The 15,707-nt window shown below is 41.2% G+C and carries 15 protein-coding genes and 2 tRNA genes; 15 read left to right on the plus strand and 2 right to left on the minus strand.

Going from position 1 to position 15,707, the window contains the following annotated elements; all coding sequences use genetic code 11:
- The 15 genes from RBB56_RS09905 to RBB56_RS09975 all read left to right on the plus strand — a co-directional run bounded on the left by RBB56_RS09905 (position 1) and on the right by RBB56_RS09975 (position 13,467).
- Positions 1 to 1,023, plus strand: a complete 1,023-nt coding sequence (locus RBB56_RS09905) for a CotS family spore coat protein (RefSeq protein WP_306718713.1) — start codon at positions 1 to 3, stop codon at positions 1,021 to 1,023.
- A 78-nt stretch (positions 1,024 to 1,101) separates the two neighbouring features.
- Positions 1,102 to 2,529 (plus strand): PEGA domain-containing protein, encoded by a 1,428-nt coding sequence (locus RBB56_RS09910; RefSeq protein WP_306718715.1) that lies wholly within the window; start codon positions 1,102 to 1,104, stop codon positions 2,527 to 2,529.
- A 46-nt stretch (positions 2,530 to 2,575) separates the two neighbouring features.
- On the plus strand, positions 2,576 to 3,304 hold the full coding sequence (locus tag RBB56_RS09915) for a MazG family protein (RefSeq protein WP_306718716.1): 729 nt from the start codon (positions 2,576 to 2,578) through the stop codon (positions 3,302 to 3,304).
- A gap of 133 nt (positions 3,305 to 3,437) precedes the next feature.
- Positions 3,438 to 3,713 (plus strand): HU family DNA-binding protein, encoded by a 276-nt coding sequence (locus RBB56_RS09920; RefSeq protein WP_306718717.1) that lies wholly within the window; start codon positions 3,438 to 3,440, stop codon positions 3,711 to 3,713.
- Between the two features lie 62 nt (positions 3,714 to 3,775).
- Entirely contained in the window at positions 3,776 to 4,015 is a 240-nt protein-coding gene (locus tag RBB56_RS09925) for an RNA-binding S4 domain-containing protein (protein ID WP_306718718.1), read from the plus strand.
- Positions 4,016 to 4,108: 93 nt separating this feature from the next.
- Positions 4,109 to 4,399: a sporulation protein YabP gene (yabP, locus tag RBB56_RS09930; protein WP_306718719.1), complete on the plus strand. Its 291-nt coding sequence runs from the start codon at positions 4,109 to 4,111 to the stop codon at positions 4,397 to 4,399.
- Between the two features lie 7 nt (positions 4,400 to 4,406).
- Positions 4,407 to 4,901 carry a spore cortex biosynthesis protein YabQ gene (gene yabQ, locus RBB56_RS09935; protein ID WP_306718720.1) on the plus strand — a complete coding sequence of 165 codons (495 nt, stop codon included), beginning with the start codon at positions 4,407 to 4,409 and terminating at the stop codon, positions 4,899 to 4,901.
- A gap of 39 nt (positions 4,902 to 4,940) precedes the next feature.
- On the plus strand, positions 4,941 to 5,258 hold the full coding sequence (locus RBB56_RS09940; protein ID WP_306718721.1) for an FtsB family cell division protein: 318 nt from the start codon (positions 4,941 to 4,943) through the stop codon (positions 5,256 to 5,258).
- A 154-nt stretch (positions 5,259 to 5,412) separates the two neighbouring features.
- A complete protein-coding gene (locus RBB56_RS09945; RefSeq protein ID WP_306718722.1) occupies positions 5,413 to 6,612 on the plus strand; it encodes a SpoIIE family protein phosphatase in 1,200 nt (399 codons plus the stop codon).
- Between the two features lie 265 nt (positions 6,613 to 6,877).
- Complete coding sequence (gene tilS, locus RBB56_RS09950; RefSeq protein WP_306718724.1) at positions 6,878 to 8,356, plus strand: tRNA lysidine(34) synthetase TilS; 1,479 nt, start codon at positions 6,878 to 6,880, stop codon at positions 8,354 to 8,356.
- Positions 8,341 to 8,865: a hypoxanthine phosphoribosyltransferase gene (gene hpt, locus RBB56_RS09955; RefSeq protein WP_306718725.1), complete on the plus strand. Its 525-nt coding sequence runs from the start codon at positions 8,341 to 8,343 to the stop codon at positions 8,863 to 8,865. Before tilS ends, hpt begins: the two co-directional genes overlap by 16 nt.
- An 88-nt stretch (positions 8,866 to 8,953) precedes the next feature.
- Positions 8,954 to 10,759 (plus strand): ATP-dependent zinc metalloprotease FtsH, encoded by a 1,806-nt coding sequence (gene ftsH, locus RBB56_RS09960; RefSeq protein WP_331525488.1) that lies wholly within the window; start codon positions 8,954 to 8,956, stop codon positions 10,757 to 10,759.
- A gap of 323 nt (positions 10,760 to 11,082) precedes the next feature.
- Positions 11,083 to 13,212 (plus strand): glycoside hydrolase family 13 protein, encoded by a 2,130-nt coding sequence (locus RBB56_RS09965; RefSeq protein ID WP_306718727.1) that lies wholly within the window; start codon positions 11,083 to 11,085, stop codon positions 13,210 to 13,212.
- Positions 13,213 to 13,252: 40 nt separating this feature from the next.
- Positions 13,253 to 13,334: transfer RNA gene (locus RBB56_RS09970), tRNA-Tyr, on the plus strand.
- Positions 13,335 to 13,383: 49 nt separating this feature from the next.
- Positions 13,384 to 13,467, plus strand: a tRNA-Leu gene (locus RBB56_RS09975).
- A 30-nt stretch (positions 13,468 to 13,497) separates the two neighbouring features.
- Here RBB56_RS09975 and RBB56_RS09980 read toward each other — a convergent pair.
- Positions 13,498 to 14,571 (minus strand): site-specific integrase, encoded by a 1,074-nt coding sequence (locus RBB56_RS09980; RefSeq protein WP_306718728.1) that lies wholly within the window; start codon positions 14,569 to 14,571, stop codon positions 13,498 to 13,500.
- Positions 14,572 to 14,882: 311 nt separating this feature from the next.
- Positions 14,883 to 15,692 (minus strand): type II toxin-antitoxin system PemK/MazF family toxin, encoded by an 810-nt coding sequence (locus tag RBB56_RS09985; protein ID WP_306718729.1) that lies wholly within the window; start codon positions 15,690 to 15,692, stop codon positions 14,883 to 14,885.
- Between the last annotated feature and the right edge of the window lie 15 nt (positions 15,693 to 15,707).

The following is a 15,707-nucleotide window of genomic DNA, read 5'->3' on the forward strand; positions in this document are numbered from 1 at the left end:
GTGAATGACAGGGCAGTCAGTGTGCTTGAAAATTATGAGATAGATGTGCTTCGTACTTGGAAGGGGCGGGGAGCAATTTTATGTGAATCCGATAAGGGGTTGCTTATTCTGAAAGAATATGCAGGGCCGAAGGATAAGATTATGTTTCAGGATGCACTGCTTACCGTAATAAAAGAGCAGGGTTTTCAGATGGTGGAATCTATCCTGAAATCCAAAGAAGGGGAACTGATTGTCTACGATCAAGACAAAATACCTTACATATTAAAAACATATTTTGAAGGAAGGGAATGTAACATTCGCGATACGAGGGAATGTATACAAGCTGTCAAGACACTTGCCCACCTTCATAATGCTTCTGATATGCCTGTCTTTGAAGGAAGTTATGATGATGTGGGCTTTTGTATTAATAAGGAGTATGAGAAGCATAACAAAGAACTTCGTAAGGTCAGGAAGTTTCTGCGGGATAAAAGTCAAAAGAGTAATTTTGAGATTTTCCTGTTAAAGCATTACGATTATTTCTTCGACCTTGCCTTACAGGTGACGGAAGAGGCGCGTTTCTATTTGCAAGAAACTCCTCAGGCGGCCAAAGTGAAATCCCGCATCGTGTGCCACGGTGATTATCAATATCATAATATTCTTTCTTTGAATGAGAAAAGTTCTGACTTTGCCATTATTAACTTTGAAAAGTGCGTCCGCGATAATCCCGTTCGCGATTTGTACCTGTTCATGCGTAAACTATTGGAAAAGAGCGGCTGGTCCGCGGAGCTTGGAAGCGCCTTGCTAGATGCTTATAACAGTGAGCGAAGAATGACGAGGGAAGATTATATGTTGCTTTATTACCGCCTTATTTATCCGGAGAAGTTCTGGAAAATAGTAAACTTTTATTATAATTCAGGCAAAGCGTGGATTCCCGGACGCAATTTAGAAAAATTGGAGAAGCTTCTTTTGCAGGAACCCGATAAAGTAAGCTTTTTGGAAAATTATAAAAATACTTATGGAAGCTTTTCTTTTGAAGTATCTTAGTATATAATGTTACTGTTCATAAGTGTATCATGAACAGTAACTATATAATAACCACAACATACGAATGAGGAGGTATCCATGGGCAGCACTTTTTTTAAGAGAATCATAAAGAGCAAGCCTGTAATTTTTACAGGTGCAGTGATTTTATTACTGACTGCAGGTGTTGTCGTAGCTGGAGGTATATCGGTGGATGGCAGCGTAGGTATGGCAAGGGAGGCTGCATATGAAAGCTATGACTCCGGATTCGTTATAGCGTCGCCTGGAACCTATGATTCGGTAGATACGGCACTTATAGAGACGTTGAATACCGAAGAAAATAATATTACATTTTTAAATATTGAGACAGGAAGAAGCTATACGTTGTCCTTTGATGGGACGACAGTGATTTTAGATAAATATGGAAGTGCCATGGCGATGTCGCAGATGAAGGAAGGCGATATTGTAGATGTAACTTTCTTGAAAGCCAAAAAGAGACTGACACAGATGAAATTGTCGGAAAGTGCATGGATTTTCGATCAGGTGGAGAAATATAATTTCGACGTATTGAATAGAAGTGCGGAGATTGGCAGCAATGTTTATAACCTTCGAAGAGATGTGATCGTTATCTCGGAAGGGAAAGAAGCACAGATAGAGGATATTATAAAGGGCGATGTTGTTACAATAAGCGGCATTGGCAATACAGTATACAGTGTGACTGTGGAAAAGGGGCATGGCTATCTTCGATTAAGCAATGAAGAATATTTGAAGGGCGGCTGGATAGAGGTTGGGCAGAGCGTGATTTCACAGATACAGGAGGATATGCTTCTGGCGGTGCCGGAAGGAACCTACGATGTACATTTGACAGCGAGCGGTATCGATGAAATCAAGAGAGTGACCATCTACCGGAATCAGGAAATTACTTTGGATGTAAGTGATGTGAAGGCTCAGGCTCCGAAGGTGGGCAAGATTATTTTCGCCATAACGCCGGGAGAAGCTTCTGTCTATATCGACGGGCAAGAGGTGGATATTAGTGGACCGGTGGAGATAGAATACGGCGTACACCAGATGATTGCGAAAGCGGAAGGTTATGATTCCATCACTCAATACATTAAGGTTGGTCAGGAACTGGCGAGTATAAGCGTAACCTTAGAGGAAGCGGAAGCGGAGGCTGGAGATAAGAAGGATTCCTCCAGCGTATCCGGCAATGAGCTGACGAGTTCCTATAGAGTATATATCGATTCTCCTTCCGATGTGGAAGTATATCTGGATGGCGTTTATGTGGGAATGTCTCCTGTTAACTTCAAGAAGGAAGCAGGCACACATATGATCACGCTTAGAAAAGAAGGCTATGTGACGAAGAGTTATACGATATCCATAGACGAAGAAGAAAAAGATGTGACCTACTCGTTTACTGATCTTGTAAAAGAAGATAGCGTTACGGTAAGTGGGAATGCGGTACCCGGCAATCCATCGAATTCGGTAAGCGGTAATGCAACCACAAGCGGTAATTCAGTAAGTGGGAATTAGGGTAACTATTCAGCAGGTCTGAACAGTTACGAATTAGGAGTTAAGTATGGCTATTAAAATGGATAGAAAGTATTCATTGGATGATTTTATAAATATAGTAGAGGCTTTAAGGAGCGAGAACGGCTGCCCATGGGATAGGGTGCAGACTCATGGGAGCTTAAAGCCCTGTATGATGGAGGAGGCAGCAGAGCTGCTAGCCTCCATTCGTATTTATGATAAAACAGGGAATGCGGAGAATATGCGTGAGGAGTTGGGGGATATTCTTTTGCAGGTAGTGATGCATGCGCAGATCGCGAAGGAAGAGAAGCTTTTCACCCTGGAAGATGTGATTCATGAAATTAGCGAGAAGATGGTACGGCGTCATCCACATGTATTTGGCGATATGGAGGCAAATGACCATAATGAGATTAGGGATAATTGGGAGGAAATTAAGAAGAAAGAAAAGGAAGGAAAGGATTGGATTGAATCCCCTCTTAGGGAGATTCCAAGAGAACTTCCTTCCTTAGTAAGGGCTTCTAAGGTTCTGAAAAAGATGGACAAGCTCTATGGTATTAGCACAGATTATAGTATAAATATAGATAATATGCGTGAAAACATTGAAAAATTGGCGAAATATAATCCCGGCGAAAAGGCTGAGGGGATAGATGAAATCATTGGCGATATTATGCTCCAGATAGCCGATATTTCACGACAATATAAAGTCAATGCAGAGCAGCTTTTGAATGATCGGATTGAAGATATGATAGATAAATGTGAATCAATAGAAAAACCTTGAAAAATAGGGCAAAAAAGCCAGATTTTCCTTGACAAACAGAGGGAAAACGTCTATAAATATTTATAGGCGTTTCCTATGGGAAGGTTCTAACAAGAATAATATGAAAACTCATAAATAATAGGAGGAGTTCAAAATGAACAAAACAGAATTGGTTGCAGCTATCGCTGAGCAGGCCGAATTATCAAAGAAGGATGCAGAAAAGGCTCTGAAAGCTTTTACGGATGTTGTAGCAGAAGAATTAAAGAAAGATGGTAAAGTGCAGTTAGTTGGTTTCGGCACATTTGAAGTTTCCAAGAGAGCAGCAAGAGAAGGTAGAAATCCTCAGAGCGGCGAAGTTATGAAGATTGCAGCTTCCAAGGCTCCTAAGTTTAAAGCTGGTAAGGCTTTAAAGGATATGGTTAACGCATAATAATAAGCGAACTTTTATGAGAACCTGTTAGCAGGTTCTCTTTGTTTTAAGGAGGTATTTCTATGCGGCTTGATAAATATTTAAAGGTCTCTCGCCTGATTAAGAGGCGTACGGTGGCGAATGAAGCATGTGATGCCGGGAGAGTGCTTATTAACGATAAACCGGCGAAGGCTTCCACTAATGTGAAGCAGGGTGATATTATCGCTATTCAATTCGGTAATAAGGAAGTTAAGGTAGAAGTGCTTGATGTACAAGAGACTGTGAAAAAGGATGAAGCGAAAGAACTGTTTCGGTATATGTAACTATCCAGTAGGTACTAAATAGTTACTGGTATATTTAAAAAGAACCCCTCATATAATCTATAAGAGAAATATGAGGTAGGAGGGGTTTTTCTTATGGAAGATTTAAGTACCGCAAAACAGCGTACTCATAAATTAATGCTTACTAACAGGCGGACATGTACTATCAGTGGAGTAAGCGATGTACTTTCCTTCGATATCAAAGAGGTATTGCTGGAAACCGACCAGGGAATGCTCATGATAAAGGGCGGAGACTTACATGTAAGCCGTTTGACGCTGGATAAAGGAGAAGTGGATATCGATGGAAAAATAGACAGCTTCACTTATTCTGAAGTGACGGGATACGGCAGCAAGGGAGAATCCCTTATTTCCAGATTGTTTAAATAGGTGGAGTATGAGTCTGAGCCAGGATATTATTAATGAAGTGTACTTTCTATTCAGTTCCATTCTTATGGGAATTATTATCACCTTCGCATATGACTTCCTGCTCATAATAAGAAGGATTGTCAGGCACAATCTTTTCTTCATATCGCTGGAGGATCTTATTTTCTGGATGGTATGCGCTATTACTGTTTTCTATATGCTATATAAGGAGAATAACGGAATTCTCAGATGGTTTGCTGTTTTTGGCGCGGCACTTGGAATGCTGCTCTACAAAAAGACGGTAGGAAATCATTTCGTACATATTGTATCAGTCTGCATTCAAAAGGAGATCGAACTTCTGGGAAAAATAGTAGGTTTTATCTGGAGACCGGTGAAAAGGCTGCTGCAGCGGATAGGGAAACTGGTAGGTGCTTTTATCAGGAAACAGAAGAAGCTGGCAAGATATGCGAAAAAGAAGTTGACGATTCTGATAAAAATGCTTAAAATGACAGTATGTAAGCATTGAGTGTGGAGTAACCTGGAGTTGTATTCAGACAGGAAGGGTATGGGAATTATTATGGCGAGGCGGGTAGCTTACCGGAAGAAAAATCAGAATAGGTTTGGTATGTTTCTGGTTACCACGGTAATCGTTATGATGCTTGTCGTAGTAGCGATTAACAGTATCGAACTGAAGCAGAAGCTTGCGATGTATAAGGCGAAAGAGCAGATGCTTACGGAACAGATTGCAGAAGAAGAGAAGCGTACAGAGGAGATTGCGGAATACGAGAAATATACGCAGACTAAGAAATACGTCGAGGAAGTAGCCAAAGATAAGCTGGGACTAGTGCACGAAGGCGAGATTATCTTTAAGAATGAAGAGTGAATGCAGATAACCGAAAAGAAGCGGTGTCTGCATTTTTTGTCGCAATAAAAAATGATTTCACATACCCGTTTTGACAAATACGGCATATGGCATCTTGTATAATATTCCCTTACAGGAACAACGTGTAATGGATATTATGATGGAGGGATGCGTAATGAAAAAACAGCTTGTAAATGGGGAGGCGCCCTTTGACAGTGTATTACCTGAATATGGAAAAAGGAAACTTTTGATGTATGCAGATTCTTTTCGGGATCTGGCGACTACATTTAGCGATATGCAAAGTGAAGAAAAAGAACAAACGGAGAATGCAGATGACAGGCAGGAAGTCTTATGGAGAAGGAGGCTTGTGGAGAATCGGGATTTGATGGCCGGGCATTTAAATGAAATGGCACAGATTATGACTCAGGTGGCGCAGGAATCCTATAAAGTGATTCCAATGAATGAGCGTAAAATAAAACAGCTCTCACATGCGCTAAAAGAAGAGGATGTATTGTTAAAGGATGTATATATGCTGGAAAAGGAGGACAGGCATAAGGTACTGAGTCTTACGATGCGCGCGGCCAAAGGAGCGGCACCTTCGGTGGAAGAAATAGGGAATCTATTATCGGTTCTTCTTAACTTTCGATTTATACCGGCAAAGAATTGCCCCATATTCGTGAGTAGGGATTGGAATAGTTACCAATATGTGGAGGAGCCTGGATTTCACATTTTGACAGGGGTTGCCCGGGCGGTGAAGGAGACGGAGAGCATATCCGGGGATAATTATGCCTTTGTAGAGGTGAGAGAAGGGATTTCAACCGCGATATTGTCCGATGGAATGGGTTCCGGCGAGAAAGCGTGCAAGGATAGCGAGTTTGTCGTGGATTTGATTGAGAAGTTCCTGGAGGCAGGATTCAGCAAAGAAACTGCCGTGCAGATGATCAATGGTTCTCTGATTGCAGGCGGTGAGGCACAGAATATGTCTACATTGGATTTGTGTCAGATCGATCTTTATACAGGGGTGTGTGAATTCATTAAGATTGGCTCCGCTCCGTCTTATATTAAAAGAGAGCACTTGGTAGATCAGATTTCTGCCAGAAACCTGCCCCTTGGAGTATTCTATGAAATGGATATGGAGACGACGAGGCGTCGCTTGGTAGATGGAGATTACATTATTATGTTATCAGACGGCATTCTGGATGCGCTCTCTCAAGGAATGGGAGAAGAGATACTTCCGGAGGTGATCGGGAAGGCAGAATTAAAGAATCCGGGGGAAATGGCTAATTATATTCTGAACTTCTGTATACATCAGAGCCGGGGGAGAATCCGTGATGATATGACAGTGATGGTGACGGGAATCTGGGAGAATTTATGATAGGCGTTGCTTTTTTGTAATAAATTGACTAATATAGAGAGTAATATGTAACTGTGAGGGTACTGAGCCGTTACAGTAATTAATATAGTAGAAACAGCAGCATACAGGAAGTTACTGTTCACAGGTACTATTCCGCGAGGTGTTTTGTGCACGATGTGCACAAAATCCCGAGTTTAGCAGACGCCAAATTGCATGTTCTTTATGCAATTTGTGTGATATTGTTACTGTGAGCACCATAGGTGTGAACAGTAACTACAGGAAGAAAATGAACGGAAGAATCTTTTCAAAAGTAAAAGCATATATGAAGAAGTATGAGATGTTAGTGCCGGATGACACTGTTGTAGCAGGGGTGTCAGGCGGCGCTGATTCTGTATGCCTTTTGCTTATGCTCTGTGAAATAGCGAAGGAAGTACCGATACATCTAGTTGTTGTTCATGTAAATCATGGATTCCGGGAAGAAGCAAAGAGGGATGCAGATTATGTAGGGCAGTTGTGTAAGGAACGAGGCCTTCCTTTTTTTCTGGTTGAGGAAGATGTAAGAGCATATGCGAAACGAGAGAAGTTATCCGAAGAAGAAGCCGGACGGAAAGTGAGATATTTTGCCTTTGCTAAGGTATTGAAGGAGCAAACAAAAGGCAAAGGTAAAATTGCAGTGGCCCATAATGCGGGAGACCGGGTGGAAACCATGCTGTTTCATCTGTTCAGGGGGACCGGGCTTGCAGGAGCCAGTGGAATAAAACCGGTGAGAGAGAATGTTATACGCCCGCTGTTATGCCTGCATAGAGAGGAAATCGAAGAGTACCTGGCGGAAAAAGGAGTTCCTTTCTGTATAGACAGGACGAACCTGGAGGATACTTATACAAGGAACCGGATACGTAACCACATACTTCCTTTTGCGGAAAGGGAAATCTGTAAGGGGGCATCGGAACATATGTGGGAAGCTGCCGATATGCTTCTGGAAACGGAAGAATATATTCGGAAACAAGCGGAAAAAATATATGAATCCTGTAAAGTGACGATAGAAGGAACCGAACAAAAGGAAGAGGCCAGAGAAGTAATTAATAGTAAGGCAGACGCAATTGTGCTTCGGGCAGATGTGTTGACGCTGCAAGAACCTTTTATGCAAAAGCAAGTGCTCCTTCGCTGCTTAGAAGAATTGACGGGGCATAGAAGAGACATTACTTCCGTTCATATCGAAGATATCAGAAAATTGTTAAACAGACAGGGCAGCAAACAAATATCCCTGCCCTACGGACTGATAGCGACAAAGGAATACGGCAGTCTTACGATAGGAACGTCTATAGCTGGAAATGGTCATTGTAAGGCGAAGGAAAAAGGACCGGCTCTTGCAATATCTATTCCCGGAACGGTACAGGTACCGGGACTGGGAGAGGTGGAATTTTCTGTATTTTCTTATGAAAAAACTCAAATTATTCCTGAAAAATCATATACGAAATGGTTCGACTATGATAGAATAACTAGGTCTTTAGCGTTTCGCCAAAGAGAAACTGGGGACTATCTTACAATCAATGAAGATTTGTCGAAGAAAACCTTAAAGAATTATATGATAGGGGAGAAAATCCCCAAAAGCCAAAGAGGGGAACTTTATGTGCTGACGGAGGGCAGTCATGTGTTGTGGGTGCCCGGCTACCGCATTAGCCAATACTATAAAGTAACAGAATATACAAAAAGTATCTTAGAGGTACGATTAAGAGGAGGACTTTTTAAATGTCAGAAAGAGTAAGAGTTATGCTGTCGGAAGAAGCAGTAGATAAGAGAATCCAGGAGATCGGTGAGCAGATTAGCAGAGATTATGCAGGGAAGCAAGTACATCTTGTGTGTGTTCTGAAGGGCGGAAGCTTCTTTATGTGCGAGCTGGCTAAGAGAATTACAGTGCCGGTATCCCTCGATTTCATGTCGGTATCCAGTTATGGAAGCGAGACGAAATCCAGCGGTGTTGTAAGAATCGTGAAGGATTTGGATGAACCTCTGGAGAATAAAGATGTACTCGTAGTGGAGGATATTATCGATTCCGGAAGAACATTAAGCTACCTTCTCGAGATGCTTAAAGATAGGGGACCGAAGAGTCTTAAGCTCTGTACGCTGCTCGATAAGCCCGAGCGCAGAGTTGTGGAAGTGGATGTGGATTATACCTGTTTCCAGATTCCGGATGAATTCGTGGTAGGATATGGACTCGACTATGATCAGAGATATCGGAATCTTCCCTATATCGGCGTAGTCGAGCTTGATTGATACAAGAGATATTATTTCGGTTGTAAAATGTCTGCATGAAAATCGGGCATACCGGACAGGATGACCGAATGTAGACAGGAGGTTGATTTTGAATAATAAGAAGAATTTAAATACGTATTTTTTAGTTATCCTAAGCCTTCTTTTTCTGGCGGCGTGGATGTTTAGAAGCTTAAATGGGCAGGAAACTGATTATACCAGAGGGGAATTGACGAAGGATCTGGAAGAGGGTTCCATTCTGGAGGCGATGATTCAGCCGAACAAGGAGACGCCCACCGGTATTATCAGGGTAGCTCTAAGCAATGGTGAAGAAAGAACGCTATATGCGACGGATGTAAATGAAATAGAGAAAGTGCTCGTATCCTATGGACTGGACCCGGAAGTAAAGGATATCCCGAGGGATAATTGGTTTATGACAAGCATGTTTCCTCTGCTTCTTGTGCTGGTAGTGGGAGTTTTCTTTTTCGTTATGATGAATTCCCAGAATGCGAACAGCGGCAGCGGCGGAAAGATGATGAACTTCGGCAAGAGCCGTGCCAGACTTTCCTTGAATAATAAGATTACATTAAAAGATGTGGCAGGGCTTCAGGAAGAGAAAGAGGAGTTGGAAGAAATTATCAACTTTTTAAAAGAACCGGGCAAGTTCACAAAGGTTGGCGCGAGAATTCCTAAGGGTGTGCTTCTTGAAGGCGCGCCGGGAACCGGTAAAACCTTGCTTGCAAAAGCCATTGCCGGAGAAGCAAATGTACCGTTTTTCAGCATTTCCGGTTCTGATTTCGTGGAAATGTTCGTAGGTGTCGGTGCATCCAGAGTGCGTGATTTGTTCGCAGATGCGAAAAAGTCCTCTCCTTGTATTGTATTTATTGATGAGATCGATGCGGTGGCGAGAAGGCGTGGTACCGGTATGGGCGGAGGCCACGATGAAAGAGAGCAGACGCTGAATCAATTGTTGGTGGAAATGGACGGTTTCGGTGCTAACGAAGGTATTATCGTTATGGCGGCGACGAACCGTGTGGATATTTTAGATCCGGCTATTTTAAGACCGGGACGTTTTGACAGAAAGATTACGGTTAGCGCACCTGATGTACGCGGAAGAAAAGAAATTCTGAAGGTACATTCCAGAAATAAGCCTCTTGCAGAAGATGTCAACCTGGAGCAGATTGCGCAGACGACGGCAGGGTTTACCGGTGCTGATTTGGAAAACCTTATGAATGAAGCTGCGATTACCGCAGCTATGGAAAATCGTGCATTCGTAAAACAAGAAGATATTAAGAAATCCTTCATTAAGGTAGGTATTGGTGCCGAGAAACGCAGCCGTATCATATCCGATAAGGAAAAGAAGATCACTGCATATCATGAGGCAGGCCACGCGATTCTATTCCATGTGCTGCCGGATGTGGGCCCGGTATATACCGTATCGATTATCCCTACAGGGCTTGGGGCAGCAGGTTATACAATGCCTCTTCCGGAAAAGGATGAGATGTTCTGGACTAAAGGCAGGATGATGCAAGATATTATGGTATCACTGGGCGGACGTATTGCGGAAGAGATTATTTTCGATGATATTACAACGGGAGCTTCCAGCGACATTAAGAAAGCGACTAAAGTGGCCAGAAAAATGGTGACAAGATATGGTATGTCCGATAATATAGGTGTGATTAACTATGATGATGACGATGATGAAGTATTCATTGGACGTGATCTTGCTCATGCGAAGAGTCATAGTGAGTTGGTTTCGGGAGAGATTGACAGGGAAGTGAAGGGAATCATAAGTGATTGCTATGATAAGGCGAAGGCTATTATTGCAGAAAATATAACGATCCTTCATAAGTGCGCAGAGTTACTTCTGGAAAAAGAAAAGATTTCTCGTGAAGAGTTTGAAGCATTATTTGATTGATTGTAAAAAATACACAAAAATAGAAAGTCATTTTTGTAATATTTGTGAATCCTTGGCATTTACGCAAAACGTAGGCTATGCTATTATACTACTTGTAACCCCCCCAATACATTATATAGTTTTTTGCTATACCCCATAAGAAAGAAATACCTTCTCTAAAAAAGGCAGCGGATCGAAAGGCTGCCTTTTTTACTGTTCACGAAGTGAACAGTAACGGAATTAAGGGTGTATAGAATTGCTTGAATGTCCGTAATATATAGTATAAAATAAATTGTGGATGATTTTCATCTGTGAAATATGATTTGGAACTTAGGAGAATAAATATGGATATTGATGGGTTTTCCAGGGCTGAATATAATCAGCATTATATATCGAGGATGCGCCCCATTTTTAATATGAAAGCTTTGTTTAGTGATATGACAGAGGATTATGTGTCGCCGGCAGAACCGAGTGCTTATGGAGAAGTAACCATAAGGATCAGGACTAAGAGAAATAATGTGGATAAGGTGTTTTTCGTATGTGATAATGAGAATCATCTCATGATGAAATCGGAATCGGATGATTATTTTGACTACTATTCCCATACCGTGCAGTTGGAGAATAGGGAGATTTCTTATTATTTTGAAATCCATGCGGGTAAGATTATTTGTTATTATAATTATGGCGGCGCCTCTAAGAGCGTAAGCAAAGAATTGGATTTCCGGCTTATTCCGGGCTATAAGACTCCTGATTGGGCAAAGGGAGCGGTTATGTATCAAATCTATGTGGACCGTTTCTGTAACGGAGATCCTTCGAATGATGTTCTGACCAATGAATACCGCTATATAGGAGAAAATACGGTAAAGGTAGAAGATTGGGATAAGCACCCGGCAGCAATAGGCATAAGGGAATTCTATGGCGGTGATTTGCAGGGTGTCTTGGATAAGATGGACTATTTACAGGATTTAGGGGTAGATGTTATTTACTTCAACCCTTTATTTGTATCCCCTTCTAATCATAAATATGATATTCAGGATTATGATTATATCGATCCCCATTTCGGGAAGATTGTAGAGGATAAAGGAGAACTCCTGACACCGGGGGTGGAGAATCGTTTCGCATCCAAATACATCAACAGAGTAACGAATAAGGCTAATTTGGAGGCGAGCAATCAACTCTTCATTAAAGTAGTGGAGGAAGCCCATCGCAGAGGAATGAAGGTTATATTAGATGGAGTATTCAATCACTGCGGCTCCTTCAATAAATGGATGGATAGAGAGAGAATCTATGAGAATGCAGAGGGCTACGAAAAAGGTGCTTATGTGGATAGGAACAGCCCTTATCATAACTATTTCATCTTTCATGATAAGTATGCCTGGCCTTATAATGGAACTTATGATGGATGGTGGGGACATGATACCCTCCCGAAGCTGAATTTCGAAGGCTCTAAGGAATTATTTGATTATGTGATGTGCATCGCTAAGAAATGGGTATCCGCGCCTTACAACGCAGATGGATGGCGTCTTGATGTGGCGGCTGATCTCGGGCATTCTCAGGAATATAATCATTACTTTTGGAAGCAATTCTATCAATCCGTCAAGGAAGCGAATCCTAATGCGATAGTGCTGGCTGAGCATTATGGTAATCCGAGAGATTGGCTTCATGGCGATGAATGGGATACCATTATGAATTATGATGCTTTTATGGAACCGCTTACGTGGTTCCTGACAGGAATGCAGAAGCATAGTGATGATTATAGAGAAGATATGTATGGGAATGTGGAAAGTTTCTGGGGAGCTATGATATATAATAGCGTAAATATGACGATGCCTTCTATGTATATCTCTATGAATGAGCTATCTAACCACGATCACTCCCGTTTCCTGACAAGAACGAACCAAAAGGTAGGCAGAACGAATACTATAGGCTCTCATGCTGCGGATGAGGGTGTGAATAAAGCTGTTCTACGAGAGGCCGTTGTGGTACAGATGACCTGGCCGGGAGCGCCTACGATATATTACGGTGATGAAGCCGGTGTTAAGGGATTTACTGATCCTGATAACCGGAGAACTTACCCGTGGGGCAAGGAAGATAAGGAATTAATTGACTTCCACAAAGCAATCATTCAGATACATAAGAGAAATAAGGAGTTCCTTACCGGATCTGTGAAGTGGTACAAGGAAACTCCCAGACATGTTCTGGCATATGGGCGCTTCAACAAAGAGGAACAATCGTTAGTTGTAGTTAATAATAGCGATGTTGAGATAATGCAAGAGATTCAGGTATGGTATCTAGGAACACCGAGGGAAGGGGTAATGAATCAATTGATCTTCACGGGAGAATGCGGCTATAATACGGAAATGAAGGAATACCCCATCGTTTCCGGCAAGGTCAGTCTGACGCTTCCGCCTACATCGGCAGTTATCTTAAAATATAAGAAGAAACAGACAAAAAATTTCTTGCAATTTAAATAGCGATATGATATAAATGTATATTGTCAGGTATCTCTGATATGGATGGATTCCCGAGTGGCCAAAGGGGACAGACTGTAAATCTGCTGCAAATTGCTTCGGTGGTTCGAATCCACCTCCATCCATTTATTAGGATCAAAATACCTTTTGACCCTAATATCATATTATTCATATGCTGGTGTGGCGGAATAGGCAGACGCAAAGGACTTAAAATCCTTCGGGAGCGATCCCGTACCGGTTCAAGTCCGGTCACCAGCAGTACAAGATGTCGATTATATCGGCATCTTTTTATTTTGTGTTGCATTTCGTGTTGCATAGCGAAGAAAAATAGTTATTTGCAAGGGTATTCATTTCCTTGCTTCGGTCAGATATTGTATGCCGATATACTTCTTTTAATGTGCCATCATTCCCCCAACCGCCGCGCTGCATTATGTAACTATCTGGAATTCCAAGGGCGTGCTGTATACTTGCAGAATAATGGCGTAAGTCATGGAATCTGAAATGTGTAAGCCCTGCATCTTTAAGTATCTGCTTAAACGTTCTTGTAATATCATTTGGGCTTAACTTAACAATCCTTCCTTCTATACCTTTCCATTTATCAGAAACAAAATCAGGATAATCTATATAGCGATCCCCGGCGTAGCTCTTCGGAGACTTTATAACCCACTGCCTGTCAGAGTTAATAACCATGTTTTTACAAACATGAACAATATTACCGGATATATCTTTTGATTCAAGAGCGCATATTTCTCCCCGTCTCATAGGACCAAAAGCAGCTAAAAGGATAGGGAGTTCCATATCGGTATTTACTACAAAAGCAAGCAATGCCTTTATTTCTGTTTCGGAAGGCACATATATATCAGGTCTTACTTTTTGCGGAAAGGTTGTTTTGAGAGCAAAGTTCGGTCTATATATACTTAATACTGCAGAAACTAAACCGTGACTGTTTCGCACCGTTTTAGGTGATCGTGTTTGTGCATCAACGTTTACAGCTCCTTGTATCTCTTCTTGGGTAATGAGAGGTATTTTTATACCCATAATACTTTGCAATTCCTTGTTCCGAATCCGTTTATAATCTGTAATAGTTCGTGGAGAGAGTATGGATTCGCGCGCCTTTACATAACGGTCAATTCCCTCTCCGAGCGTTATATCATCTATTCGATTTGCGCTTTCCTTTTCAGCGGCCCAGGAGGAAGCGGCTTGTTCTGCGAGACGTTTTCCCTTATTTGTGGGGATATCACTAGTAAATGATTTGTAGACTCGTTTCTTTTTAATAGTCCCATCACTTTGCACAATATCTTCAGTATGACTGTACACTTGGCATCTCCATGAGCCGGAAGGTAATTTTCTTGCTGTTGGCATAACTATAATCTCCTTATTTTTGGGTATAAAAAATACACCCTACTTGATGGATGCACCAAAATATGCTATATTATCATTTGTTAGGGATATTATAGCGGATACATCCGTTTATGGTATCTAGTTGCCCTGGTGTTGGTAGCACTAGGGCGATTTTTATGTTATATACTGTTGGTTATAACGAAAGAAACCCCGCATTGTGCGAGGTTTCTTGATAATAACTTCAGTCTTTTTTAATGCCCTATAGGCACAGTTTATAGATGAATTACTCCATCTGACATTGTTATTATAGAACATAATATGCTCGCGGTCAATCAAAATATGTATAATTCTTTAATTTTTTCGTTGATTTTGTTCATTGCAGTATCAGAAAAACGTATTCCGGCAAGAACATCAGCACTTTTTCGAGGGTCAAATATGCGTTGTTTACTAATAGTAGTTATTTGCTCAATTTTTGCAATACTGCCGTCTTTCATTCTGTGAAGTTCTAATTTAATTTTTTTCAAATCGTTCTCTTTTTCTTGGAGCAAACTTAAAGCTTCACTCTGTGCATCTATTAATTCTTGTGCTTGTAAAATAAGCTGTTTAAATGAGCCGGCATCCTCCTGTGTATCGCGAGAAATGTCTAATAATGTAGTGAGAATCGCATTCGCTCTTTTCATCGACTCATTACGGTCAGAACGTTCTTTTGATAATTCATCAACGAAAGAATCATATTTTGCTTTTAATCGATTATATAATTCGCGTCCTAAGTCGATATCTCTTTCATATATTGCCTTTTCTTCTTTTTGAGAGGTGAGAGGAACTATTGTAATAGTTTTCGAGTTATGCTTATTGTTTTTATCTAATACTATCGCATAACGAAGACCGCCTTGTTCGCTTCCAACATTGAAACCAAGATTTACTTTAATTACATCCCCTCGCTTATAGGATTTAATTTTTGAAGCATTAAATGTTTTCTCTTGTGAGATGTAATATTGAAAGTCTTTAAGCCAATAACTGATTAAATCAGCACGCTTAAGGTCTGAGGGTGTTTCTATCATAGTATCTAAAAAGGATGAAAAATTATTGATGCTTTTGTTTTTGTGGATAATTATATCCTCTTTTGTTTTTGGCTTACTCATTAATCCCCTTCTCTC

The sequence above is a fragment of the Kineothrix sp. MB12-C1 genome, assembly GCF_030863805.1.
GTDB lineage: Bacteria > Bacillota > Clostridia > Lachnospirales > Lachnospiraceae > Kineothrix.